Below are 23,083 nucleotides of genomic sequence, written 5' to 3'. Positions count from 1 at the left end.
GTCAGCGTTGGCCGTCGGCGGGGTCGTAGATCGGCATGGTGCCGATGCCGGGGGCGGCGAGCGCGGTTTCGCTCGGTCGCAGGGTCGGCAGGCCGAGCGAGACCCGACCGGCGACGGATGCCCCGGGGTCGGCCGGTACGCCGCAGCTCTCGGCCTGCGCGCGATCCCACGCGTCGCCCGCGCGCGTACGGCGCACGCGCAGCGGCGCACCGTCGGGCGCATCGGCGATGAGGTGGAAGGGTGCGGCCTGCGTGATCGTGACGGACACGACATCGCCCGGGCGAGGCTGCTCCGAGCCGGCCGGAACCTCGAAGTGCACGAGACGGCTGTCTTCTGCGCGGCCGCTCAAGCGGTGTGTCTCGGCGTCTTTCTTGCCCTCGCCGGTGGCGACGAGCACCTCGACCGGCTGGCCGACGAGACGCTGGTTCTCTTCCAGCGCGATGCGGTCTTGCAGGGCGAGCAGTCGCTCGTAGCGCTCTTGCACGACCTCTTTCGGCACCTGGTCGGGCATCGTCGCCGCGGGCGTGCCGGGGCGGATCGAGTACTGGAAGGTGAACGCCGAGGCGAACCGCGCCGCCTCGACGACGCGCAGGGTCTCTTGGAAGTCGTCTTCGGTCTCACCCGGGAATCCCACGATGATGTCGGTCGAGATCGCGGCGTTCGGGATGCGCGCGCGCACCCGGTCGAGGATGCCGAGGAACTTCTCGGAACGGTACGAGCGACGCATCGCCTTGAGGATGCGGTCGGAACCCGACTGCAACGGCATGTGCAACTGCGGCATGACGTTGGGGGTCTCGGCCATCGCCTCGATGACGTCGTCGGTGAACGCCGCGGGGTGCGGGCTCGTGAAGCGGATGCGCTCGAGGCCCTCGATGGCGCCGGCCGCGCGCAACAGCTTGCCGAAGGCCTGGCGGTCGCCGAACTCGACGCCGTAGGAGTTCACGTTCTGGCCGAGCAGCGTGATCTCGATCACGCCGTCGTCGGCGAGGGTCTGCATCTCGGCGAGGATGTCGCCCGGGCGGCGGTCTTTCTCTTTGCCACGGAGCGCCGGCACGATGCAGAAGGTGCAGGTGTTGTTGCAGCCGACCGAGATCGACACCCAGCCGCTGTAGCTCGAGTCGCGCTTGGTGGGCAGAGTCGACGGGAACACCTCGAGCGAGTCGAGGATCTCGAGCTGCGCCTCGTCGTTGTGGCGGGCACGCTCGAGCAGGCTCGGCAGGGCGCCCATGTTGTGCGTGCCGAACACGACATCGACCCACGGCGCCTTCTCGAGGATGACGTTCTTGTCTTTCTGGGCGAGGCAGCCGCCGACGGCGATCTGCATGCCCTCGTGACGGCGCTTGACCGAAGCGAGGTGGCCGAGATTGCCGTAGAGCTTGTTGTCGGCGTTCTCGCGCACGGCGCAGGTGTTGATGACGACGATGTCGGCCTCGGCGCCGTTGGCCGGAACATAACCGGCGGCTTCGAGCGAGCCCGAGAGCCGCTCGGAGTCGTGCACGTTCATCTGACAACCGAACGTGCGGACTTCGTAGGTGCGCGGCGACGCTGCCGCTTCGGCGACCTGGTCGCGGGGCATCTCGATGGAGACGTCGTGAATGGTGCTCATGATCGCACCAGTTTACGAGCCTTCCCCGGCGAGTGCCTCCGTCACCGCCTCGCGCACGATGTCGCCCGGATAGCCGCGACGCTGCAGGAACGCCGACAACCGGCGTTCGGCGGTCTGTCGGTCGAGGCCGTGCAACTGACGCGCACGACGTACGGCCACGGTGCGTGCATTGTCGAGCTCGGTCTCGGGGTCGAGGTCTTCGACGGCCGCACGCGCGAGCGCGCTGTCGACGCCGCGCCGCCCGAGTTCTTGCATGATCGCCCCGCTGCCTTTGCCCCGCCGCACGCCGTGGCTGTGCACGAGCTGCTCGGCGAGCTTCGCGTCGTCGAGGTAGCCGAGTCGCTCGTAGCGCTCGATCCACTCCTCGACCTCGATGTCGTCGAGTCCGTGCTCGACGAGCACCGCCCGCACCTCTGAGATCGAGAGCGCCGAGCGCCGCAGCCTCGAGATGACGAGCCGGTCGATGCGCTCATCGCGCTCGGCCCCGGACTCTTCGGGCTCCGATGGCTCCGACGACGCCGACGACGCCGACGACGCCGATCGCGCCGATGACACTGCCGGCGCGGGTCGCACAGCCCCCGACCTCGCCCACGGCAGGTACGTGACCGGGGCGAGTCGTTCTGATGATGCGTCGCTCATGTCTGACTCACCCCGGTCATGTCGTGGTTCGGACTCAGGCGCCCTTGCGGCCGAGCTTCGGTGCGATGGGCTCGACGTTCGACGGAGCAGCCGCACCGGCAGCAGCGGCCGGCTGACCGACGCCCAGCTTCACGAGGATCTTCTGCTCGATGTCGGCCGCGATGTCGGGGTTCTGCAGCAGGAAGTTGCGGGCGTTCTCTTTGCCCTGCCCCAGTTGGTCGCCGTCGTACGTGTACCACGCACCCGACTTCTTGACGATCGCCTGATCGACGCCGAAGTCGATGAGGCTGCCCTCACGCGAGATGCCAGTGCCGTACAGGATGTCGAACTCGGCCTGCTTGAAGGGCGGGGCCATCTTGTTCTTCACGACCTTCACCCGGGTGCGGTTGCCCACCGCCTCGGTGCCGTCTTTCATCGTCTCGATGCGACGGATGTCGAGTCGCACCGAGGCGTAGAACTTCAGCGCCTTGCCACCGGCGGTGGTCTCGGGGCTGCCGAAGAACACGCCGATCTTCTCGCGCAGCTGGTTGATGAAGATCATCGTGGTGTTGGTCTGGCTGAGACCGCCCGTGAGCTTGCGGAGCGCCTGCGACATGAGTCGGGCCTGGAGGCCGACGTGGGAGTCGCCCATCTCGCCCTCGATCTCGGCACGAGGCACGAGCGCCGCGACCGAGTCGATGACGACGAGGTCGATGGAGCCGGAACGCACGAGCATGTCGGCGATCTCGAGCGCCTGCTCGCCCGTGTCGGGCTGCGAGACGAGCAACGCGTCGATGTCGACGCCGAGCTTCTTCGCGTACTCGGGGTCGAGCGCGTGCTCGGCGTCGATGAATGCGGCGATGCCGCCGTTGCGCTGCGCGTTGGCGATGGCGTGCAGGGTCAGCGTGGTCTTGCCCGAGGACTCGGGGCCGTAGATCTCGATGATGCGGCCGCGCGGGAGACCCCCGATGCCGAGCGCGATGTCGAGGGCGATCGAACCGGTGGGGATGACCTCGACGGGGGCGCGATCTTCGCTGCCGAGGCGCATGACCGAGCCCTTGCCGAACTGGCGGTCGATCTGCGCGAGTGCGGTTTCGAGGGACTTCTCGCGGTCTGCTGATGATGCCATGGGTGGGGCTCCTTCGTGCTCGATTGCGGCTGCCTCTAGGCTGTCGTTCCACGTTGCGGGCCCCGGCTGGAGTGGACCGGCCGGTGCTGACCCGCGGCGTCTCGCGACAAGGCGGTTGCGGTGTGTTCCGACGCATCGACCGTATGGCCGGCCACCGACATCCGACGCCGATCTCGGCGAGGATGTGGACGGTTGCGCCGTTCCTCCTGCTGTGGAGGAGCCTAGCGCAGTCTCCGAATGCATGTTCGAAGAAACCCCCGCGTGTCGAACACGTCTTCGGGTCGAGTCGCGAGCATCACGACAGGCGCGGGCGTCAGGGCGGACGCGCGAGCTTCAGGAGAGACGCGGTGTGCGCGTCTCCCCCGGCACCGGCCGGCCGGCGCCGTGTCGGCGCTCCTCCGGGACATCCGTCGCCTCGCAGAGTGCGAGCCAGACCTCGCGCGGCCGCACGCCGGCGGCGAGCGCCTCGCGGGCCGTGCGCCCGCCGAGCGAGGAGAGCACGAGATCGCCGACGACGACGCTGCCGTACCCGGCGCCGAACTCGTCGGCGACCGCGGCCTGGAACTCGCTCAGCTTCACGGGAATCCTCTCGACGCACGATCGGCCGGTCTCACGACCGGCCGATCTGCAGTGCGAATGTACGTGGGGTCAGCGGACCATCAGGTCTGCGTCGAACTCGGCCACGAGCTCGTCGGGCAGGCTGTCGGGCACCACCGAGAGGCCTTCGAGCACCGCGATGCGGTCGCCGACCTCGTGCATGATCACCGAGATGGGCGTGTCGAGCGCGTCGGCGACGGAGGCGAGGATCTCGGAGGACGCCTCTTTCTGGCCCCGCTCCACCTCGCTCAGGTAGCCGAGCGCAACGCTGGCCTTGGACGCGACCTGACGAAGGGTGCGACCCTTCTGCAGGCGGAAGTCCCTCAGCACATCGCCGATCTCCTGTCGAACCAGGACCATCGGGAACCTCCTTCTCTCTGCCGTCGGCTCCCCCGGAGCCGAGAACGGAAGCGTCAGTTTAGCCGACTCTTCGCTGTATCAATCTAGCGTTGCACACTGGAGCTTTCGTGTGAACCTGCCACATGTAACAGGGTGTTCACGAAGACTATTCCGCGCTCCCGCCTCATTTCCGAGAATTCAGGATGCCCCGGACCCGCGCTCCTCCGACGCGCCGCTGTGCACCGCGGCGATGGCCGCCGTCGGCACGAGTGTGGGCGTCGCCTCAAGCTTCGCCTTGCGGCGCTTGAGCCAGATGCCGAGCGCGATGATGACGGCGAGGGTCGTGTAGGCGATGATCGCGAACGGGCTGTGCACGAGGTAGGCGAGATCGCCCTGGCTGATCGCCATCGACTTGCGCAGCTGCTCCTCGGCCATCGGGCCCAGGATGCCGCCGACCACCATCGGCGCGACCGGGTACCCGTAGCGACGCATGAAGAAGCCGACGAGCCCGACGACGAGCAGGGTCACCGTGTCGAAGACGTTGAAGTGCAGCGCGTACGCGCCGAGCCCTGCGAACGCGAGGATGCCGGCATAGAGGTAGGGCCGCGGGATGCGCAGCACCTTCACCCACATGCCCACGAGCGGCAGGTTCAGCACGAGCAGCATCACGTTGCCGATGTAGAGGCTCGCGATGAGCGCCCAGACGAGACCCGACTGGTTCTCGAACAGCATCGGCCCCGGCCGGATGCCGTACGACTGGAACGCGGAGACGATGATCGCCGCCGTGGCCGTCGTCGGCAGGCCGAGCGTGAGCAGCGGCACGAGCACGCCGGCCGCCGCCGCGTTGTTGGCCGCCTCGGGCCCCGCCACCCCCTCGATCGCGCCCCGGCCGAACTCGGCCCGGGCATCGCCTTTGGCAAGTCGGCGTTCGGCGGCGTACGAGAGGAAGGTCGCGACATCCGCCCCGCCCGCCGGGATCGTGCCGATCGGAAACCCGATCACGGTGCCGCGCAGCCAGGGTCGCCACGAGCGCGACCAGTCGCGACGGGTCATCCAGCTGCGCCAGCCCTTGGTGATCGGGATGACGTGCACCGAGCCGTGCCGCAGCCGCGACGCCACATAGAGCGTCTCGCCGAGGGCGAAGAGGCCGACCGCGATGATGACGACGTCGATGCCGTCGGCGAGGCTCGGCACGCCGAAGGTGTACCGCTGCTGCCCCGAGAGCACCTCGGTGCCGACGAGTCCGAGCAGCAGGCCGAGGCCGAGCGAGACGAGACCGCGCGGCACGCTCGACCCGAGCAGGGCGCCGACCGTCAGGAACGCGACGACGATGAGCGCGAAGTAGTCGGCGGGGCCGAGCTGCACGGCGAGCTTCGAGATGCCGGGCGCGAGGAAGGTGAGGGCGAGCGTGGCCACCGTGCCGGCCACGAACGAGCCGATCGCCGCCGTGGCGAGGGCCGCGGCCCCGCGCCCCGCCTTGGCCATGCGGTTGCCCTCGAGCGCCGTCACGATCGACGCGGACTCCCCCGGCGTGTTCAACAGGATCGACGTCGTCGACCCGCCGTACATGCCGCCGTAGTAGATGCCGGCGAACACGATGAGCGCGCCCGTCGGGTCGAGCGAGTAGGTGAGCGGCAGCAGCAGGGCCACCGTCATGGCGGGCCCGATGCCCGGCAGCACGCCGACGGCCGTGCCGATGAACACGCCGAAGAGCGCGTAGAGCAGGTATTGGGGCTGCAGCGCAGTGGCGAAGCCCTCGAGCAGTGCGGTGAGGCTATCCATTGAAGATCGGGATCCAGTCGAGAAGCGGGCCGGCTGGGAGCGAGAGTCCGAGCCATGCGCCGAAGACGAGTTGGGTGACGATGCCGAGGCCGAAGCCGATGGCGACGGCCATCCACCAGCGCTTGGCGCCGAGCGACCAGGCCGCGCCCCCGAAGAGCACAGTGACCGCCAACGGCCACCCCGCGAACTCGATCAGCACGACCTGCGAGAGGAAGCACGCCACGAGCTTGCCGACGGTCAGCCAGTCGGTCGGCGCATCGGGGTCGACGTCTTCGCCGTCGTCGGGCACTCCGCGGCGCCCTCGCGCCACCTGCACCATCACGGCGACGGATGCCGCGACGAGCAGCACCCCGACGGCGTACGGGAACACCCGTGGCCCGAGCACGCTCGCCGATCCCGGCGGAACGCGGATGAACCCGGCGCCGATGATCGCGTACACACCGAGGGCGGCGCACACCGCGGCGAAGGCGTACTCGCCGATCGGCGTGCGCACGGGGGCGGCTCCCCCCGGCGCCGGAGCGCCGAGGGGAGCCGGGGAGAGCTCGGTCACGGGGCGACCAGGCCGATCGTCGTGAGGGTCTTCGTCACCTCGACGATGTCGGCATCGAGGAACGCCTGCAACTCGTCGCCGACGAGGAACGCATCGGCCCAGCCCTTCTCTTCGAGCGTCGCACTCCAGCCCTCGGAGTCGTGCATCTCGGTGACGAGCGTCGTGAGCGCCTCGATGTCGGCGTCGGAGATGCCGCCGGGGGCGAGCAGCCCCCGCCAGTTCGTCAGTTCGACGTCGTACCCCTCTTCGACGAGGGTCGGGGTGTCGGGCAGGAGGTCGACGGGCTCGGGCGACGAGACGGCGAGGGCGCGCAGCTCGCCGGCCTCGATCTGCTCGACGAACTCGCCGACGCCCGAGATACCCGCCTGCACGGTGTTGCCGAGCAGCATCGTGACGGCTTCGCCGCCGCCCGAGTTCGGGATGTAGTTGAGCGTCGACGGGATGTCGGCGGGATCGACGCCCGCCTCGGTGAGCAGCATGCCCGCGAGGATGTGGTCGGCGCCGCCCGCCGAACCGCCCGTGACCGAGATCGCGGCTCCCTGTTCGACGATCGCGTCGACGAGGTCTTCAGTGGTCTTGTACGGCGACGAGGCGGGCACCACGAGCACGAGCGCCTCTTCGGTGAGCTTCGCGATCGGGGTCATGTCCTCGATGCGCACGTCGGAGGCGTTCGTCTCGACGGCGCCGACCATGACGAGGCCCGTGACCATGAGGGTCGCCGGGTCCTTCTCGTTCGCGAGCGAGGCGAGACCGACGGTGCCGCCCGCGCCGCCGATGTTCTGCACGGGCGCCTGCGAGACGAGGCCCTCGTCGGTCAGTACCTGCGACATGGCACGGGCGGTCTGATCCCAGCCGCCGCCGGGGTCGGCGGGGGCGATCAGATTCACGGCGTCGAGGGATGCCGCCGCGGCATCCGCTTCATCGCCGTCGCCGCCCGCTGGGGCCGCACAGGCCGCGAGGCCGAGCAGGGCGGCGGTGCCGACGCCGGCGAGCGCGATGCGCAGCGGAGTGCGCAGCGGTGTGCGCGAGGTTCGGGTGGTTGCGGCCTGGTGCGGCCGGCTGTGAGATCGCAAAGCTCCTCCTTGAGTGCCCGCGAATCCGCGGGCTGACGATCGATGTGCCGCCGACGCTATGGCGGGCGGTTCGTGCGGCGGAAGACTGCGGTCGTAAGGGTCGTAGTGGTCGTTTCGGTCGATTCGGTCGTATTGGTCACGGCGCCGGGGTCTTCCACCCGGCCGGCGTGCGGCACACTTGTCGAGTGGGCCGGTCGATGACGCTTGGCATGCAGCTCCTGCTGCTGCAGCTCGTCATCGTGCTCACGACCGTGGTCGGCACGGGCGCAGCAGCCATCTGGCTGCAGGAGCAGCAACTACGCGACGCCTACGAAGACCGCATGATCGCGGTCGCGCAGTCGGTCGCCGGGCTGCCCGTCATCACCGAGGCGTTCGACGACCTCGACCCGTCGGCGACGATCCAGCCCGTCGCCGAAGTGGTTCGGCGTGCATCGAACGTCACGTACATCGTCGTGGCGAACGACCTCGGGATCCGCTACTCGCACCCGAACCCCGACCGCATCGGCGAGAGGGTCTCGACCGACCCGGCGATCCCCCTCTCTGGCCAGGTGTACGTGGGCACGCAGACCGGCACGCTCGGCGAGTCGTGGCGGGTGAAGGTGCCAATCTTCGCGGCCGACGGCGAGGTCATGGGGCAGGTCTCGGTCGGCATCCTCGAGTCCGAGCTGCGCGCCGACTTCGCCGGCGGGCTCACGGTGCTGCTCGCGGCCCTCGTCGCGGCCGCCGTGATCGGCGTCATCGGTTCGGCGTGGATCGGCCGCGTCATCCGTCGCCGCATCTACGGGCTCGAACCCGACGAGATCCGCGCCCTGCTCGAGACCCGCGAGGCGATGCTGCACGGCATCCGCGAAGGGCTCGTCGCCGTCGACGACGGCGGACGCATCGTGCTCATGAACGACGCCGCGGCCCGCCTGCTCGACGTCGTCGAGCCGAGCGCGGTGCTCGGCCTGCAGGTCGGCGAGGTGCTCGATCGCGAACTCGCGAGCTTCATCGCCTCGGGCGAAGACCGTGAGACGCCCGTGCTGTCGGGCGAACGCGTGCTGCTCGTGCACGGCGACCGCGTGCGCGTCGACGGCCGCGAGGTCGGATCGATCGCGATCCTGCGCGACCGCACCGAACTCGAGACCACGCTGCGCGAACTCGAGGGCGCCCAGAGCCTCGCCGAGGGTCTGCGCGCCCAATCGCACGAGTTCGCCAACAAGCTGCACGTCGTGAGCGGCCTGCTCGAACTCGGCCACGTCGACGCGGCGATCACCTTCATCGAACGCGTCGGCAGTGGCGGCGCGCTCTCGCCGCTCGACGAGCACGACGGCATCGGCGACGTCGAGACGGCCGCCCTCGTGCTCGCCAAACGATCGCGCGCGCAAGAGCTCGGCATCGCACTGGTGCTCGACCCGGCCTCGCACCTCGACACCGTCGACGACGACGCGCCGCGCACCGAACTCGTCACCGTGGTCGGCAACCTGCTCGACAATGCGATCGAGGCGTGCGTGCTCGGCGGGCGCATCACGCTCTCGATCCGCGACGACCTCGAAGCGGGGGCCGTCGTCGTCGGCGTCGACGACGACGGGCCGGGCATCGCGCCCGAACGCCGGGGCGCGATCTTCGAGCCCGATGTCAGCGACAAGTCGGCGACGCCCGGCAAGGCGCGGCGCGGCATCGGACTCACGATCGTGACGCGCATCGCCGCGCGGCTCGGCGGCTCGGTGGCGGTCGCCGCCTCGCCGACGGGCGGCGCGCGGTTCACCGCACGCCTGCCGTGGCCGGCGCTCGAGCGCACCGCCGGCTCGCCGAGCACCGCCGGCACGCCGAGCACCGCCGGGGCCGGACGATGAGCGACATCCGTGTCGTGATCGTCGACGACGACTTCGCCGTCGCGCAGGTCAACCGGGCCTTCGTCGACACCCGGCCGGGTTTCACCGTCGTCGCCGAGGCGCACACGGGCGCGGAGGCGCTGTCGGCGATCGAGCTGCACCGGCCCCAGCTCGTGCTGCTCGACGTCTACCTGCCCGACCTCGGCGGCATCGACGTGCTGCGCCGGCTGCGCGCCGCCGACGACGATGTCGAGGTGATCGCCGTCACCGCTGCCCGCGATCTCGACACGGTGCGCCGCGCTCGGCAGCTCGGCGTGCGTCACTACCTCGTCAAGCCCTTCTCGGGCGCCACGCTCGGCGAACGGCTCGACGAAGTGCGACGCGGCATCGTCGCGAATCTCGCGATGCCTGGCGCCGCCCTCGACCAGCGCGCGGTCGACGAAGTGCTCGGTGCCGCGCCCGCACGTCGGGCACCCCTGCCGAAGGGACTGTCGGCGGTCAGTCTCGAGCGCGTCGCGGCACAACTCGCCAGCCGCGAGACGGATGCCTCGGCGGCCGAGATCGCCGAATCGCTCGGCATGGCGCGGGTCAGCGCCCGCCGCTACCTCGAGCACCTCGTCGCGAGCGGTGCAGCCGAGGTCTCACCCCGCTACGGCACGGCCGGACGCCCCGAGCACCGATACCGCCTGCCGCGCGCCTGACGCGCCGCTCAGCCGCGCAGATCGGCGACGCCGGAGAGCGCCGCCCCGAGCGCCGCCTCGATCGCCGCCTGCACCGTCGCGACGCGGATCTCCGCACGCGTGCCGTGGAGCGAGAGCTCGATCGCGGCGACCTCGCCCGCGAAGGCGATGCCCACGAACACGGTGCCCGGCGGCTTGCCGTCTTGATCGCTCGGCCCTGCGACACCCGTCGTGGCGATGCCGAGATCGGCGGGCCGGCCGTCGACCGCGAACACCTCGCGCACGCGATCGGCCATCTGCCGGGCCACCTCGGGATCCACCGCACCCTCTGCGGCGAGCAGCGCCGCATCGACCCCCAGCACCGATCGCTTCACCGCTGTGTCGTACGCGACCACGCCCCCGCGCACGACGACCGATGCACCCGGCACGCTCGTGAGTTCGGCGACCACGAGACCACCGGTGAGCGACTCCGCGACGGCGACGCTCAGGCCGCGCCCGGTCAGCTCCGCGATGAGTCGGGCCGCCGAGCCGCCCGTGTCACGAGGCATCCGCTCGACCGTCTCAGCTCGCGTCGCGCCGCGCGCGCGCGAGGCGCACGGCGTCGCGAACATAGAGCAGGCCCGACCAGAGCGTCAGCACGACCGCCGCGGTCATGAGCACTCCGTTGACCCAGAAGATCCAGTCGCCGACGATCGTCCAGAGCGGCACGAGCGCGAACGAGATCGCGACCGACTGCACGAGCGTCTTGAGCTTGCCACCGGATGACGCGGGCACGACGTTTCCCCTGCGAAGCTCGACGAGGCGCCACACCGTGATGCCGACCTCGCGCACGACGATGATCGCGGTGACCCACCACGGCAGCTCGCCGAGGATCGAGAGGCAGACGAGCGCCCCGCTCGTCAGCAGCTTGTCGGCGATCGGATCGAGGATCTTGCCGAGGTCGGTCACGAGGCCGCGCGACCGCGCGATGTGTCCGTCGATGCCGTCGGTCGCGATCGCGACGATGAACAGCGCCGCCGCCCACCACCGGAGCGCACCGTCGGCGCCGTCATCGGCCAGCAGCATCCAGAAGAAGACGGGCGCCGCGAGGATGCGGACGACGGTGATCGCGTTCGGAAGGTTCCAGTTCGCCGATCGCGCGGGAGTGCCGGCGGAGGAGGTCATACGGTCAGACTACCGGCCGGGCGCGTCCGCGGGTGGGCTCACGATCGCGTCGATCCGGCCGCGGGCTCAGTCGCGCCCGGTGAGGCCCCAGGCGTCTTCGTCGTCGTCGCCCTCGACCTCAGGGCGACCCTCGCTCATGCGCGCGACGGGGTCGTCGTAGCGGGCGTCGGGCGCGTCGTAGGCCTCGGTGGGCGCGATCCCGCCGCCGAGCGGGCCGGTCTGCGCCGATCCCGGCGCCGATCCCGGCACCGATCCGGGTGCTGCAGTCGGCCGGGCGGCCGGAGCGGCCTGTGCCGCCGCGGGCTCCTCGCCGCGGAGGCGGGCGAGCACCCCGGGCAGCTGCTCGACCGTGACGAGCACGTCGCGCGCCTTCGACCCCTCGGACGGGCCGACGATCTCTCGCGACTCGAGCAGGTCCATGAGGCGGCCGGCCTTCGCGAAGCCGACGCGCAGCTTGCGCTGCAGCATCGAGGTCGAACCGAACTGCGTCGACACCACGAGCTCGGCGGCCGCGAGCAGCAGTTCGAGGTCGTCGCCGATGTCGGCATCGATCTCTTTGCGCGGCGCGGACTCCGCGACATCCTGCCGGTACTCGGGGCGGGCCTGCCTCGTGACGTGCTTGACGACCCGCTCGATCTCGTCTTCGCTCACCCAGGCGCCCTGTACGCGCAGCGGCTTCGACGCGCCCATCGGCAGGAAGAGCGCATCGCCCTGGCCGATGAGCTTGTCGGCGCCCGGCTGGTCGAGGATGACGCGCGAGTCGGTGACGCTCGTGACGGCGAATGCGAGCCGCGACGGCACGTTGGCCTTGATGAGGCCCGTCACGACGTCGACCGAGGGTCGCTGCGTCGCGAGCACGAGGTGGATTCCCGACGCACGGGCGAGCTGCGTGATGCGCACGATGGAGTCCTCGACGTCGCGCGGGGCGACCATCATGAGGTCGGCGAGCTCGTCGACCACGACGAGCAGGTACGGGTAGGGCTTGAGCTTGCGCTCAGAACCGGCAGGCAGCACGATCTCACCGCCCACGACGGCCTTGTTGAAGTCGTCGATGTGACGGAAGCCGAACGACGCGAGGTCGTCGTAGCGCATGTCCATCTCTTTCACGACCCACGAGAGCGCCTCTGCCGCCTTCTTGGGGTTCGTGATGATGGGCGTGATGAGGTGCGGCACGCCCGCGTAGGGCGCGAGCTCGACGCGCTTCGGGTCGATGAGCACCATGCGCACGTCGGAGGGCTTCGCGCGCATCAGGAGGCTCGTGATCATGGAGTTCACGAAGCTCGACTTGCCCGAGCCCGTCGAGCCGGCCACGAGCAGGTGGGGCATCTTCGCGAGGTTGGCGATGACATAGCCGCCGCCGACGTCTTTGCCGACGCCGATCGTCATCGAGTGCGAGGCGTTCGCGGCGTTGCCCGAGCGCAGCACGTCGCCGAGGGTCACGATCTCACGGTCGGCGTTCGGGATCTCGATGCCGATCGCGCTCTTGCCCGGGATCGGCGAGAGGATGCGCACCTCGTTCGAGGCGACGGCGTAGGCGAGGTTCTTCGAGAGGGCCGTGACCCGCTCGACCTTGACGCCCGGGCCGAGCTCGATCTCGTACTGCGTGACGGTCGGCCCGCGCGAGAATCCGGTGACCTTCGCGTCGACCGAGAACTGGTCGAGCACGCCGGTGATCTGCCGCACGACGTCGTCGTTGGCCTGCGAACGCTTCTTGGCGGGGGCGCCGGCCTCGAGGGTCGAGGCGGCGGGCAGGTGGTAGGGGCGCTCGGGGGCGGATGCCGCGTCGGCATCGAACTCGGAGGCCTCGGGGGCGCCGGGGCCCGTCGCACCGGCCGCGCCTGCACCGCCCGCGTCGCCCGCGACGTCGAACACCGCGAGCACGTTCGTGGCCCCGGCGTCGTCACCGCGAAGGCCCGTGCCGCCGCGCGGCACGTCGCCCGTGAATTGCTGCAACGCCGATTCGGCGCGCTCGAGGTCGCCGAGCACCTCGGTGCCGTACGTGCTCGGGCCGCCCACGCCCTCGAGCGCCGACTCGAAGCTGCCAGCGGCAGAGCCCGCCCCGAACACCTCGGTGAGACCTTCGGCGCCGGACGGGTCGAACGCGGGGTCCTCTTCACGATTCGAGTCGTTGCGACGCCACCACGGCAGCAGGCCGGAGCGCGGCTCGTCGTCGTCACCGTCGCCGAGCGCGTCGATGCCGTCGAGTTCGAGCTGCTCGGCCTTCTTGCGCTCGCGCCTCGAGGGCTTCGGGCCGACCTCGGTGACGGGCTCGTCGTGCGTCGCACCGAAGAGCCATTCGTAGAGCTCGCGGAACCGCGCGGGAATGCGGTTCGGCGGCGTCTTCGTGATGATGAGCAGCGAGAGCAGCAGCAGCACGATCACGACGATCGTCGCGCCGGCCTGCGTGATGAGGGCCATGAGCGGCGCGGCGACGAGCCAGCCGAGGATGCCGCCGGCACGAGCCAGCACCGCCATGCCGTCGCGCGGCTCGGGCTGCCCGCCGAAGATGTCGCAGAGGGCCGACACCGTCAGGAGCAGGAGCCCCAGGCCGATGCCGATCCGGGTGTTGTCGTGCACCGAGCTCGGGTGCCGGAACAGCCAGACGGCGAAGATCAGCATGACGACCGGGAGGGCGAACGCGACGCGGCCGAAGAGGCCGCCGAAGGTCCACGAGTCGAGGGTATGGGCGATCGGCTCGTTGATGAGGAACCACTCGATCACCGCTCCGATGATCGCGAGCACGACGATGAAGAACGGCAGGCCGTCGCGACGCTCCTCTCTCGAGAGCGTCTCGGGGCCGAGCGCGCGGGCCGCCCCGCCGGTCAGGTGCGCGAGCCCCATCCACATGCGAACGAGCAGGTTCGGTCGCTCGGGGGTGGCCGGCGTCTTCTTGGCGGCCGCCCCGCGAGGGGTCGTCGCCGGAAGCTTCTTCGTGGGCGCGGTCTTCGCAGCGGAGGTGCGGGAACTCGAAGCACGCGAGGACGCGCCCGAGGCACGACCGTTCGACCTGGTGCTCGTAGCCATGTGCCTAGGCTACGGCTCCGCGCCCGCACCGGGCTGCAGCTCGGCGCGAGTGTTCAGAAGCGGATCGCATCGATCACCTTCACGCGCACCGCGCCGAGCGCGGGCAGCAGGCCCGCGAGCGCGCCGACCGCGACGGCCGCGCCGATGCCGATCAGGGCCGCCTCGATCGGGAATCCCGGCATGTCCTCGACCTCGGCGCCGCCGAGGGCCATGCCCATGAGCGGACTCCGCACGAGCGCGATGGCGATCGCCACGCCGACGACGCCGGCCACGAACGTGCCGACGACCGTCTCCATGAGCACCGAGAAGAACACCCGCCCGGCCGTCGCGCCGAACGAGCGCCGGATGCCGATCTCGCGGATGCGCCCGCGCACGGTCACGAGCGCGATCGTGAGCAGCCCGAGCGCACCGAGCAGCAGGATGACGACGGCGATGCCGATGACCATGAGCTTGATCGGCAGATACGGGTCGCCCTCCATCTGGCCGTAGTCGGTGCGCCAGCCGTCGACCGTCGCGCCCTCGCCGAGCTCGGATCGGAACGCCCGTTTCATCGACTCGGTGAGCTCGTCTGCCGATCCGTCGGGGATCCACATCTCGTAGCTCGTCGACGGTGCGCCCATCATCGGATCGACCGTCGCGATCGCCTGCAGCGGCAGATAGGAATCGGTGAGGATGAACGCCGTCGGCTCGGTGTCCCACTCGCTCTGCGCGGGGGTGACGCCCGTGATGACGCCCGTCGTCGTGCCACGGCCGACGAGCTCGACGGTCGGATGCGTCGCGAGCTCGGGGCTGCCGAGCCGCTGCCAGAACGCCTCGTTGACGATGAGGGCGGGCGCGAGGCGATCGGTGTCGCGCTCGGTGAACCAGGCGCCCTCGGCGAGCCGCACCCGGTGCATCACCCCGTAGTCGGGGTCGACGACCTGCAACGAGACCGGTACGGCGCCGTCGGCGAACTGCACGGTCAGGCCGCCGTAGCCGACGCGACTCGCGTAGTCGATGCCATGCCGTTCGAGCGCTGCCTGCCAGGCCGTCTCGGCCGTCGCGGGGTCGATCGGGCCGTTCGACGAGTTCGCGCTCAGCTGCACCGTCGCCGGGCGCCCGCCGCCGCGCTCCTGCATCTCACGACCGGCCTGCTCGGCGATGGCCGCGGCACCCACGACGGTCGTGAGCGCGCAGACGGCGACCGCGACGCCGATGAGCGAGAGCAGCACGCGCCCGCGGTGGATGCGCAGCTCTTCGAGCGCCTCGACGACGGTGCTCACGGCGCCCGTCGCCGTGCGGGCGAACCAGCCGGTCATGCGGCCGCCTCGGCGTCGGCTTCGACGGCGGGGCGTGCTGCCGCGGCATCCGCTGCCTCGAGCCTGCCGCCCCGCAGCAGGAAGTGGCGGTTCGATCGCGCCGCGATCGCGGGGTCGTGCGTGATCGTCACGAGCGCGGCGCCCGTCTCGGCGGCGACCGCCTCGATGAGCGTCATGACCTCGGCGCCGGTCTCGAGGTCGAGAGCGCCGGTCGGTTCGTCGGCGAGGATGAGTCGGGGTCTGCGCACGAGCGCACGCGCGATCGCCACGCGCTGCTGCTCGCCGCCTGACAGGCGCTCGGGCTTCGTCGTGAGCCGCTCGCCGAGCCCGACGCGTTCGAGCATGTCGCGGGCGATCTGCTCGCGCCGCCAGAACTCACGGCCGCCGGAGTAGAGCAGCGGGGTCTGCACGTTCTCGAGCGCCGTGCGCCCCGGCAGCAGGTTGAACTGCTGGAAGACGAAGCCGACCTCGCTGCCGCGCAGGCGGTCGCGCGCACCGCTGCCGATGCGGCGCACATCGTGGCCGAGGAAGACGAGCTCGCCCTCGGTCGGCGCGTCGAGCAGGCCGAGCAGGTTCAAGAGCGTCGACTTGCCGGAGCCCGAGCGGCCGACGATCGACACCCGGTCGCCCTCGTCGACCATGAGCTCGACGCCCGAGAGGATCGTGAGCGGGCGCCCGTCGGGCAACTCCACCGTGCGGCCGACGCCGCGCGCCTCGACGAGGTTCATTGCGTCAGGGTTCCGCACATCATCATGCCGTCGGGCGATTGCACGCAGCCCTCTCGACCGGTCTCGCCCGGCGCGCCGGGCACGAACTGCAGCACCTGGTCGCCCTCTGCGACGCCCTCGACGACCTCGACCTGGGTACCGTCGCTGAGCCCGAGTCTCACGGGCTGTTCGACACGCTCGCCGTCGGCCGTGACGAGCCAGACGACGCCCGTCTCGGCGCCGCCCCCGACCGACGTGATCGGCACCACGAGCACGTCGGCGGCACTGCCCGCCGAGATCTTCACCTGGGCCGAGAGACCGGGGAACACGCGCACGTCGCCGGGCACCGCGCAGCGCACGGTGGTGCCGCCGGATGCCTCGGCGCCCCCGCCGCCCGCAGCGCCCGTCGCTCCCGCGCCGGCCCCGCCGGTGCCACCGCTGGCACCCGAGAGCGGCGTCGAGATCACGAGACCGCCGCACGTGAACGGAGCCGGCCCGCCCGCGATCGTCACGAGCGCCTCGGTCGGCGCGCTCGTCAGCCGGTACTGCTGCTCGGGGCTGAGCGTCGCCGTGACGTTGAAACTCGGCGGCGCCACCTGCCCCGTGACCTCCCCCGTCGCGACGGGCTGGCCCTCGATGACGTCGAGCGACGCGAGCACGCCCGCCGACGGCGCGAGCACCTTCTCGAAGTGGAACGACGCCTTCGGCATCGTCATCGACGGCAGGCCGTCGGGCCCGAGCGTCTCGGTCGGCTCCACCTCGTCTTGCACCTTGATGTCGTAGAGCTTCTGCCCCGCCGCGACCTGCTGCCCCGCGGTGACGAACACCTCGTCGACCGCGCCCGTTCCCGTCGCCTTGACGGGGGCCGAGGCATCCGCGTTCACGGTGCCCGTCAGCACCACCTCGTTGGCGATCGTGCCGCGCGCGACCGCGACCTGCGGCTCGACGACGCTGCCCGTCGGCACGGCCGTCTCTGCGTCGGCCTCGGCGCGATCGGGGAAGAACGCGAGCTTCGCCAGCGCGATCGCGATCACCGCCACGAGTACGATTCGAATCGTCGGGAAGATCCACTTGCGCCAGACGCCCACGGCACTCCTTCGTCGGGTCGCCCGGCCGTAGGGGCCGCCGGGCATCTCCACCACTGTAGAGACTCCGCGACGGCCGTGGGATCCTTCTCAGGGGGGAATCGGGGCGATCCCCTACGCCTCGATGCCGCTACGCCTCGATGACGAGCGGCACGAGCATCGGCCGGCGGCGCAGGCGCCGGTTCACCCAGCCGCCCATCACCCGCCGCACGATCTGCGAGAGCGCGTGCGAGTCGCGCACGCCGTTCTGCGCCGCCTCGGCGAGGGCGTCGATGATCTTGGGCTTGACGTCGTCGAACACCGAGTCGTCTTCGGCGAAGCCGCGCGCGTGGATCTCGGGCCCGGTGATGACACGGCCCGTCGAGGCGTCGACCACGACGATGACCGAGATGAAGCCCTCTTCCGCGAGGATGCGGCGGTCTTTCAGGTCGGCGTCGGTGATCTCGCCGACCGTCGAACCGTCGACGTAGACGAACCCGAGGTCGAGCTGGCCGACGACCTTGAGCACGCCGTCGCGCAGGTCGTAGACCGAGCCGTTCTCGCCGATGAAGGTGTTCTTCTCAGGGATGCCGGTGTCTTGCGCGAGTTTCGCGTTCGCGAACAGGTGCCGGTATTCGCCGTGGATCGGAAGCACGTTCTTCGGCTTCAGGATGTTGTAGCAGTAGAGCAGCTCGCCGGCGGCCGCGTGGCCCGAGACGTGCACCTTCGCGTTCGCCTTGTGCACCACGTTGGCACCGAGCTTCGTGAGGCCGTCGATGACGCGGTAGACCGCGTTCTCGTTGCCCGGGATCAGGCTCGATGCGAGGATCACCGTGTCGCCCTCGCCGATCTCGATCTGGTGATCGCGATTGGCCATCCGCGAGAGCACGGCCATCGGCTCGCCCTGCGAACCGGTCGACATGTAGACGATCTCGTCGTCGGGGATCTTGCCGGCCTTCTTGTAGTCGATCAGCACGCCCTCGGGCACGTTGAGGTAGCCGAGGTCGGCGGCGATCGTCATGTTGCGCACCATGCTGCGGCCGAGCAGGGCCACCCGGCGGTGGTTCGCCCATGCGGCATCGAGCACCTGCTGCACGCGGTGCACGTGGCTCGAGAAGCTCGCGACGATCACGCGGCGCGGTGCGCGGTTGATGACCTCGTCGAGCACGGGGCCGATCGAGCGCTCGAGGGGCGTGAAGCCCGGGACATCCGCGTTCGTGGAGTCGACCATGAACACGTCGACGCCCTCTTCGCCGAGGCGCGCGAACTCGCGCAGGTCGGTGAGCCGACCGTCGAGCGGCAGTTGGTCCATCTTGAAGTCGCCGGTCGCGAGCACGGTGCCCGCCTCGGTCTTGATCGCCACGGCGAGCGCGTCGGGGATCGAGTGGTTCACGGCGATGAACTCGAGGTCGAAGGGGCCGATCTTCTCGCGCCCGCCCTCTTTCACCGTGAGGGTGTAGGGCTTGATGCGGTGCTCTTTGAGCTTCGCCTCGATGAGTGCGAGCGTCAGCTGCGAGCCGATCAGGGGGATGTCGCCCCGGAGCTTCAGCAGGTAGGGCACGGCGCCGATGTGGTCTTCGTGGCCGTGCGTGAGCACGACGCCGACGATGTCGTCGAGGCGCGACTTCAAGAAGCCGAAATCGGGCAGGATCAGGTCGACACCCGGCTGGTGCTCTTCGGGGAAGAGCACGCCGCAGTCGACGATGAGGATCTTGCCGTCGATCTCGTAGCTGGTCATGTTGCGGCCGACCTCCCCCAGGCCGCCGATGGGGATGATGCGGAGCGTTCCGGCCTCGAGCGGGGCAGGATCGATGACGACGTCGGGCATGAGCCCTCCTTCTGTTGCGGTGTTCAGTTCGGTGCCGGCCCTGTGACCGGCGGATGTCTCGGGGCGGATGTCTCGGCGGGCGATGGCGCGCCGCGGCATCCACTGGTTCAGCGGGTGGTGCCGGCGACCTTCGGCAGTGCGCCGCCGGCTGCGGCGTTGCGGTCGGGGCGGAAGTTGTGGAAGTCGACGCCCGGCACGCCCTGCACGTGGTCGATCTCGTCTTCGATGAGGGCGGCCTCCCACTCTTCGGGGCCGACGAGGGGCAGGCGCACGCGCGGGCTCGAGATGCGGCCGAGGCCGTGCAGGATGTACTTCGCCGCGACCGTGCCGGGCACGTGGGTCATGATGGCGCGCACGAGCGGTTCGAGCTGCCGGTGCGCGGCCGTCGCGGTGGCGAGGTCGCCGCGGTTCACTGCGTCGACGATCGTGCGGTACGGCGCGGGCGCGATGTTCGCGGTGACGCCGATGAGGCCCGTTGCCCCGATCGAGAGGTGCGGCAGGATGTTGGCGTCGTCACCCGAGAAGTACATGAGGTCGGTCTGGTTCAGCACCCGGCTCACCTCGGAGAAGTCGCCCTTGGCGTCCTTGACGGCGAGGATGTTGGGGTGCTTGGCGAGACGCAGGATCGTCTCGTACTTGATGGGCACGCCCGTGCGGCCCGGGATGTCGTAGAGGATCACCGGCAGGTCGGTGGCGTCGGCCACGAGCCGGAAGTGCGTGAGGATGCCGGCCTGCGTCGGCTTGTTGTAGTACGGCGTGACGATCATGATGCCGTCGGCACCGACGCGCTCGGAGTGCTTGTAGAGCTCGATCGCGTGGGCGGTCTCGTTCGACCCGCCGCCCGTGATGATCTTGGCGCGACCCGCTGCGACATCTTTGCCGACCTCGACCAGGCGGATCTTCTCGGGGTCGGTGAGCGTCGACGTCTCGCCCGTCGTGCCGGTGACCACGATGCCGTCGGCGCCGCCCTGGATGAGCTGATCGATGTGCTTCTCGACCCCGGGCCAATCGACTTCGCCGTCAGCCGTCATCGGCGTGACGAGCGCGACGAGCACTTGTCCGAAGGGATTGTCTGAAGTCACGCCCTCCAGCGTATCGGGTCGACCCCAGCCCGTTGCACGAGTTGATGAGTTGCACGAGGGTATGCGTGGCACGCCGTCGATCCTCGGCGGGTCAGGGGAATCGTCGTGCAACTCGTGATCGCAGATGCAGACCGCGATCGATCTTCGCGAGGATCGCGGCCTCCACGATCGGCCAGTCGTGCACGACGAGCGCGTAGTCGAACCGCAGGGTGTCGAAGCCGTGCGCCGCTGCGACCGTGTCTCGAACGAGGTCCTTGTGCCGTTTCGAAACCGCTGCCGCCCGCTCCGCACCGTTCATCGCATCCTGATCGAAACCATCGACGTGATTGCGCTTGCCGTCGACCTCGAGGATGAGCCGATCGCCCAGGACGAAGTCCACCCGTCCGACCCCCGGGATCGCGACTTGCGAGGCGAGTTCGATCCCGTGGGCGTGGAGTCGCAGCCGCAGGAGGGACTCGAGCCCGCTGTCGGCATTCCATCGTGCGAAGTCGACGAGCCAGCGATGCACGGCCGGGATCCGGCTCCGGATCCGAGCGAGTGAGGTGCGGGTCAGGAATCGCTTGCGCATCGCCGACTCGAGGGCCACGAAGAACTCCTCCGCACCGCGGCATCCGAGCAGTTGCACGAGCGCGTCATCGAGACTCGTCATTCCGCCGTTCGCCGTCGAAGCGGCCCAATGCGTGATGCAGACGCATCCGTCGTGTCGACGCCGCCGACCCGTGGGCGACATCGCGACGTGCGCGACATCGGGTTCGCTCAGCGTCCAGAGGCCGGCTGCGCGAACTCGGCTCAGACAGCCGAGCAGTCCGCCGTGACGGATCGCGGACTGCACGTCACGCGGAAGATCGGGCACGGCGTAGACACCCTCACGCAACCGAACGACCTCGCCTCGTCGAATCGCCAGGCGGAGCGAGTACGCGTCGACATCGAGTGCGGCGAGCTCCGACGTGCGAGCCACCCCGCCCAGATCGAAGCAGTGCCGGCGAATCGTTGCAGCAGGAACAGGCATGCGATGAGCGTGACGCCACGGACGCGAGCAGCGTGTCGAGAATGCGGGAATGGTGGAGAACACGACGAATCGGCAGGTGTGGAGGAGGGGTGGGGCTGCACGAAATGCGCGAGTTGCATGACGATTCGTTCGCCACGCGGCGTGCACCGGGCGTGTCGGCGGAATCATCGTGCAGCTCGAGAATGCGCGGGGATGCGGGGATGCGGGGAGGCGGGAGGCGCGGGGGTGCGGAGGCGCGGAGGCGCGGGCGGGAACGCCCGCGCAAGGGGGCGGGGTCAGTCGCGGGTGTAGGTGAGGAAGCGGTAGCCGACGCCCGTGCTGGAGAGGTGCGGGCCGTCGGTGTCGACGAGCCGCCAGCTGAGGTCGACCGAGGGTGCGTACGCGTCGCCGGGAACCGCCACGTCGAGCTCGGTCACCTCGAGCCGGTCGGCCCGGTCGATGAGCCGGTCGAAGAGTTGGGCGCCGCCGATGACCCAGATCCATTCGGGGTCGGATGCCGCGGCCACCGCCAGCCCGTCGTCGATCGAGCCCGCTCGAATCGCACCGGAAGCCGACCACTCCTCGTTACGGGTCACGACGATGTTGGTGCGACCCGGCAAGGGGCGGAACCGCTCGGGCAGGGAGTCCCAGGTCTTCCGCCCCATCACGACGGGCGCACCGAGCGTCACCGCCTTGAAGTGCGCGAGGTCTTCGGGCACGTGCCAGGGCATCACTCCCCCAGCGCCGATCACGCCGCTGTGCGCTTCGGCCCAGATCAGGCCGATGCGGGTGCGCGGCGCAGGGCCCGCGGCATCCACTGGGCTCGATGCCTCGGCGCTCATACCGCGACGGCCGCGCGGATCGGCGGGTGGTGCTGGTAGCCCTCGACGATGAAGTCGTCGTACTCGTAGTCGAAGACCGAGTCGGGCGTGCGGGCGAGCCGCAGCGTCGGCGGTGCGAACGGCGCCCGCGACAGCTGCTCGGTCACCTGCTCGACGTGGTTGTCGTAGATGTGGCAGTCGCCGCCGGTCCAGACGAAGTCGCCGACCTCGAGGCCGGTCTGCGCCGCGATCATGTGGGTCAGCAGCGCGTACGAAGCGATGTTGAACGGCACGCCGAGGAAGAGGTCGGCGCTGCGCTGGTAGAGCTGGCACGAGAGCTTGCCGTCGGCCACGTAGAACTGGAAGAGCGCATGACACGGGGCGAGCGCCATCGACGGGATGTCGGCGGGGTTCCACGCCGAGACGATGAGCCGACGCGAGTCGGGGTTCGTGCGAATCTGCTCGACGACCTCGGAGATCTGGTCGATCGTCTCGCCCGAGGGCGTCGGCCACGAGCGCCACTGCACACCGTAGACGGGACCGAGCTCGCCCGCGGCGTCGGCCCATTCATCCCAGATGGTCACGCCGTGCTCGCGCAGCCAGCCGACGTTCGACGAACCCCGAAGGAACCACAGCAGCTCGTAGGCGATCGACTTGAAGTGCACGCGCTTCGTCGTCACGAGCGGGAACCCCTCGGAGAGGTCGAATCGCAATTGGCGGCCGAACACGCTGCGCGTGCCGGTGCCCGTGCGATCGGTCTTGACGGCGCCGTGTTCGAGCACGTCGCGCAGCAGGTCTTCGTACGGAGTCGGGATCGTCTCGGCCATCCCCACAAGGCTAACCCTCACCGGCGTCAGTCGGGCGAAGGCGAGCGGATGCCGTGTCCGCACGTCATGCTCGGTCACACTCGGCTCGGCGC

At 70.0% G+C, this 23,083-nt stretch carries 21 protein-coding genes; 2 read left to right on the top strand and 19 right to left on the bottom strand.

Features of this window, described 5'->3' with window-relative positions; genetic code table 11:
* Window position 1 precedes the first annotated feature (1 nt).
* The 8 genes from miaB to ACWGST_RS06760 all read right to left on the bottom strand — a co-directional run bounded on the left by miaB (window position 2) and on the right by ACWGST_RS06760 (window position 7,694).
* Window positions 2-1,576 (bottom strand): tRNA (N6-isopentenyl adenosine(37)-C2)-methylthiotransferase MiaB, encoded by a 1,575-nt coding sequence (gene miaB, locus ACWGST_RS06795; protein WP_452045940.1) that lies wholly within the window; start codon window positions 1,574-1,576, stop codon window positions 2-4.
* 42 nt (window positions 1,577-1,618) lie between these two features.
* A complete protein-coding gene (locus tag ACWGST_RS06790; RefSeq protein ID WP_452045899.1) occupies window positions 1,619-2,245 on the bottom strand; it encodes a regulatory protein RecX in 627 nt (208 codons plus the stop codon).
* A gap of 34 nt (window positions 2,246-2,279) precedes the next feature.
* Window positions 2,280-3,353, bottom strand: a complete 1,074-nt coding sequence (gene recA / locus ACWGST_RS06785; protein ID WP_452045898.1) for a recombinase RecA — start codon at window positions 3,351-3,353, stop codon at window positions 2,280-2,282.
* Window positions 3,354-3,686: 333 nt separating this feature from the next.
* Window positions 3,687-3,932: a DUF3046 domain-containing protein gene (locus tag ACWGST_RS06780; RefSeq protein WP_452045897.1), complete on the bottom strand. Its 246-nt coding sequence runs from the start codon at window positions 3,930-3,932 to the stop codon at window positions 3,687-3,689.
* A 69-nt stretch (window positions 3,933-4,001) separates the two neighbouring features.
* Window positions 4,002-4,310: a helix-turn-helix domain-containing protein gene (locus tag ACWGST_RS06775; RefSeq protein WP_056013571.1), complete on the bottom strand. Its 309-nt coding sequence runs from the start codon at window positions 4,308-4,310 to the stop codon at window positions 4,002-4,004.
* Between the two features lie 177 nt (window positions 4,311-4,487).
* Window positions 4,488-6,071, bottom strand: a complete 1,584-nt coding sequence (locus tag ACWGST_RS06770) for a tripartite tricarboxylate transporter permease (protein WP_452045896.1) — start codon at window positions 6,069-6,071, stop codon at window positions 4,488-4,490.
* Window positions 6,064-6,621, bottom strand: a complete 558-nt coding sequence (locus ACWGST_RS06765; RefSeq protein ID WP_452045895.1) for a tripartite tricarboxylate transporter TctB family protein — start codon at window positions 6,619-6,621, stop codon at window positions 6,064-6,066. The genes ACWGST_RS06770 and ACWGST_RS06765 overlap by 8 nt, the downstream gene beginning before the upstream one ends.
* Window positions 6,618-7,694: a Bug family tripartite tricarboxylate transporter substrate binding protein gene (locus ACWGST_RS06760; RefSeq protein ID WP_452045894.1), complete on the bottom strand. Its 1,077-nt coding sequence runs from the start codon at window positions 7,692-7,694 to the stop codon at window positions 6,618-6,620. Before ACWGST_RS06760 ends, ACWGST_RS06765 begins: the two co-directional genes overlap by 4 nt.
* Window positions 7,695-7,903: 209 nt before the next feature.
* Here ACWGST_RS06760 and ACWGST_RS06755 point away from each other — a divergent pair, with 209 nt between their 5' ends.
* The gene (locus ACWGST_RS06755) at window positions 7,904-9,529 is read left to right on the top strand and encodes an ATP-binding protein (protein ID WP_452045893.1); all 1,626 of its coding nucleotides are present in this window, start codon (window positions 7,904-7,906) and stop codon (window positions 9,527-9,529) included.
* Window positions 9,526-10,209: a response regulator gene (locus tag ACWGST_RS06750; RefSeq protein WP_452045892.1), complete on the top strand. Its 684-nt coding sequence runs from the start codon at window positions 9,526-9,528 to the stop codon at window positions 10,207-10,209. The genes ACWGST_RS06755 and ACWGST_RS06750 overlap by 4 nt, the downstream gene beginning before the upstream one ends.
* An 8-nt stretch (window positions 10,210-10,217) precedes the next feature.
* Here the strand turns inward: ACWGST_RS06750 and ACWGST_RS06745 are convergent, their stop codons facing one another.
* The 11 genes from ACWGST_RS06745 to ACWGST_RS06695 all read right to left on the bottom strand — a co-directional run bounded on the left by ACWGST_RS06745 (window position 10,218) and on the right by ACWGST_RS06695 (window position 22,991).
* Window positions 10,218-10,736, bottom strand: a complete 519-nt coding sequence (locus tag ACWGST_RS06745; RefSeq protein ID WP_452045891.1) for a CinA family protein — start codon at window positions 10,734-10,736, stop codon at window positions 10,218-10,220.
* A gap of 13 nt (window positions 10,737-10,749) precedes the next feature.
* Window positions 10,750-11,352, bottom strand: coding sequence for a CDP-diacylglycerol--glycerol-3-phosphate 3-phosphatidyltransferase (gene pgsA, locus ACWGST_RS06740; protein WP_452045890.1), 603 nt, complete (start codon window positions 11,350-11,352; stop codon window positions 10,750-10,752).
* 66 nt (window positions 11,353-11,418) lie between these two features.
* A complete protein-coding gene (locus ACWGST_RS06735; RefSeq protein ID WP_452045889.1) occupies window positions 11,419-14,376 on the bottom strand; it encodes a DNA translocase FtsK in 2,958 nt (985 codons plus the stop codon).
* 53 nt (window positions 14,377-14,429) lie between these two features.
* A complete protein-coding gene (locus ACWGST_RS06730) occupies window positions 14,430-15,674 on the bottom strand; it encodes an ABC transporter permease (RefSeq protein ID WP_452045888.1) in 1,245 nt (414 codons plus the stop codon).
* The gene (locus ACWGST_RS06725; RefSeq protein WP_452045887.1) at window positions 15,671-16,402 is read right to left on the bottom strand and encodes an ABC transporter ATP-binding protein; all 732 of its coding nucleotides are present in this window, start codon (window positions 16,400-16,402) and stop codon (window positions 15,671-15,673) included. The genes ACWGST_RS06730 and ACWGST_RS06725 overlap by 4 nt, the downstream gene beginning before the upstream one ends.
* Window positions 16,399-17,514, bottom strand: a complete 1,116-nt coding sequence (locus ACWGST_RS06720) for an efflux RND transporter periplasmic adaptor subunit (RefSeq protein ID WP_452045886.1) — start codon at window positions 17,512-17,514, stop codon at window positions 16,399-16,401. Before ACWGST_RS06720 ends, ACWGST_RS06725 begins: the two co-directional genes overlap by 4 nt.
* Before the next feature lie 82 nt (window positions 17,515-17,596).
* Window positions 17,597-19,273 carry a ribonuclease J gene (locus ACWGST_RS06715; RefSeq protein ID WP_452045885.1) on the bottom strand — a complete coding sequence of 559 codons (1,677 nt, stop codon included), beginning with the start codon at window positions 19,271-19,273 and terminating at the stop codon, window positions 17,597-17,599.
* A 107-nt stretch (window positions 19,274-19,380) separates the two neighbouring features.
* Window positions 19,381-20,355, bottom strand: coding sequence for a 4-hydroxy-tetrahydrodipicolinate synthase (gene dapA / locus ACWGST_RS06710; protein WP_452045884.1), 975 nt, complete (start codon window positions 20,353-20,355; stop codon window positions 19,381-19,383).
* Between the two features lie 91 nt (window positions 20,356-20,446).
* Window positions 20,447-21,313 (bottom strand): DUF559 domain-containing protein, encoded by an 867-nt coding sequence (locus ACWGST_RS06705; RefSeq protein WP_452045883.1) that lies wholly within the window; start codon window positions 21,311-21,313, stop codon window positions 20,447-20,449.
* A 326-nt stretch (window positions 21,314-21,639) separates the two neighbouring features.
* The gene (locus tag ACWGST_RS06700; RefSeq protein ID WP_452045882.1) at window positions 21,640-22,185 is read right to left on the bottom strand and encodes a dihydrofolate reductase; all 546 of its coding nucleotides are present in this window, start codon (window positions 22,183-22,185) and stop codon (window positions 21,640-21,642) included.
* Window positions 22,182-22,991 (bottom strand): thymidylate synthase, encoded by an 810-nt coding sequence (locus tag ACWGST_RS06695; protein ID WP_452045881.1) that lies wholly within the window; start codon window positions 22,989-22,991, stop codon window positions 22,182-22,184. Before ACWGST_RS06695 ends, ACWGST_RS06700 begins: the two co-directional genes overlap by 4 nt.
* Window positions 22,992-23,083 lie beyond the last annotated feature (92 nt).

The sequence above is a fragment of the Agromyces sp. NPDC055520 genome, assembly GCF_053619715.1.
The sequence above is the reverse complement of the archived record's forward strand: the minus strand, read 5'-3'. Positions and strand labels throughout refer to the sequence as shown.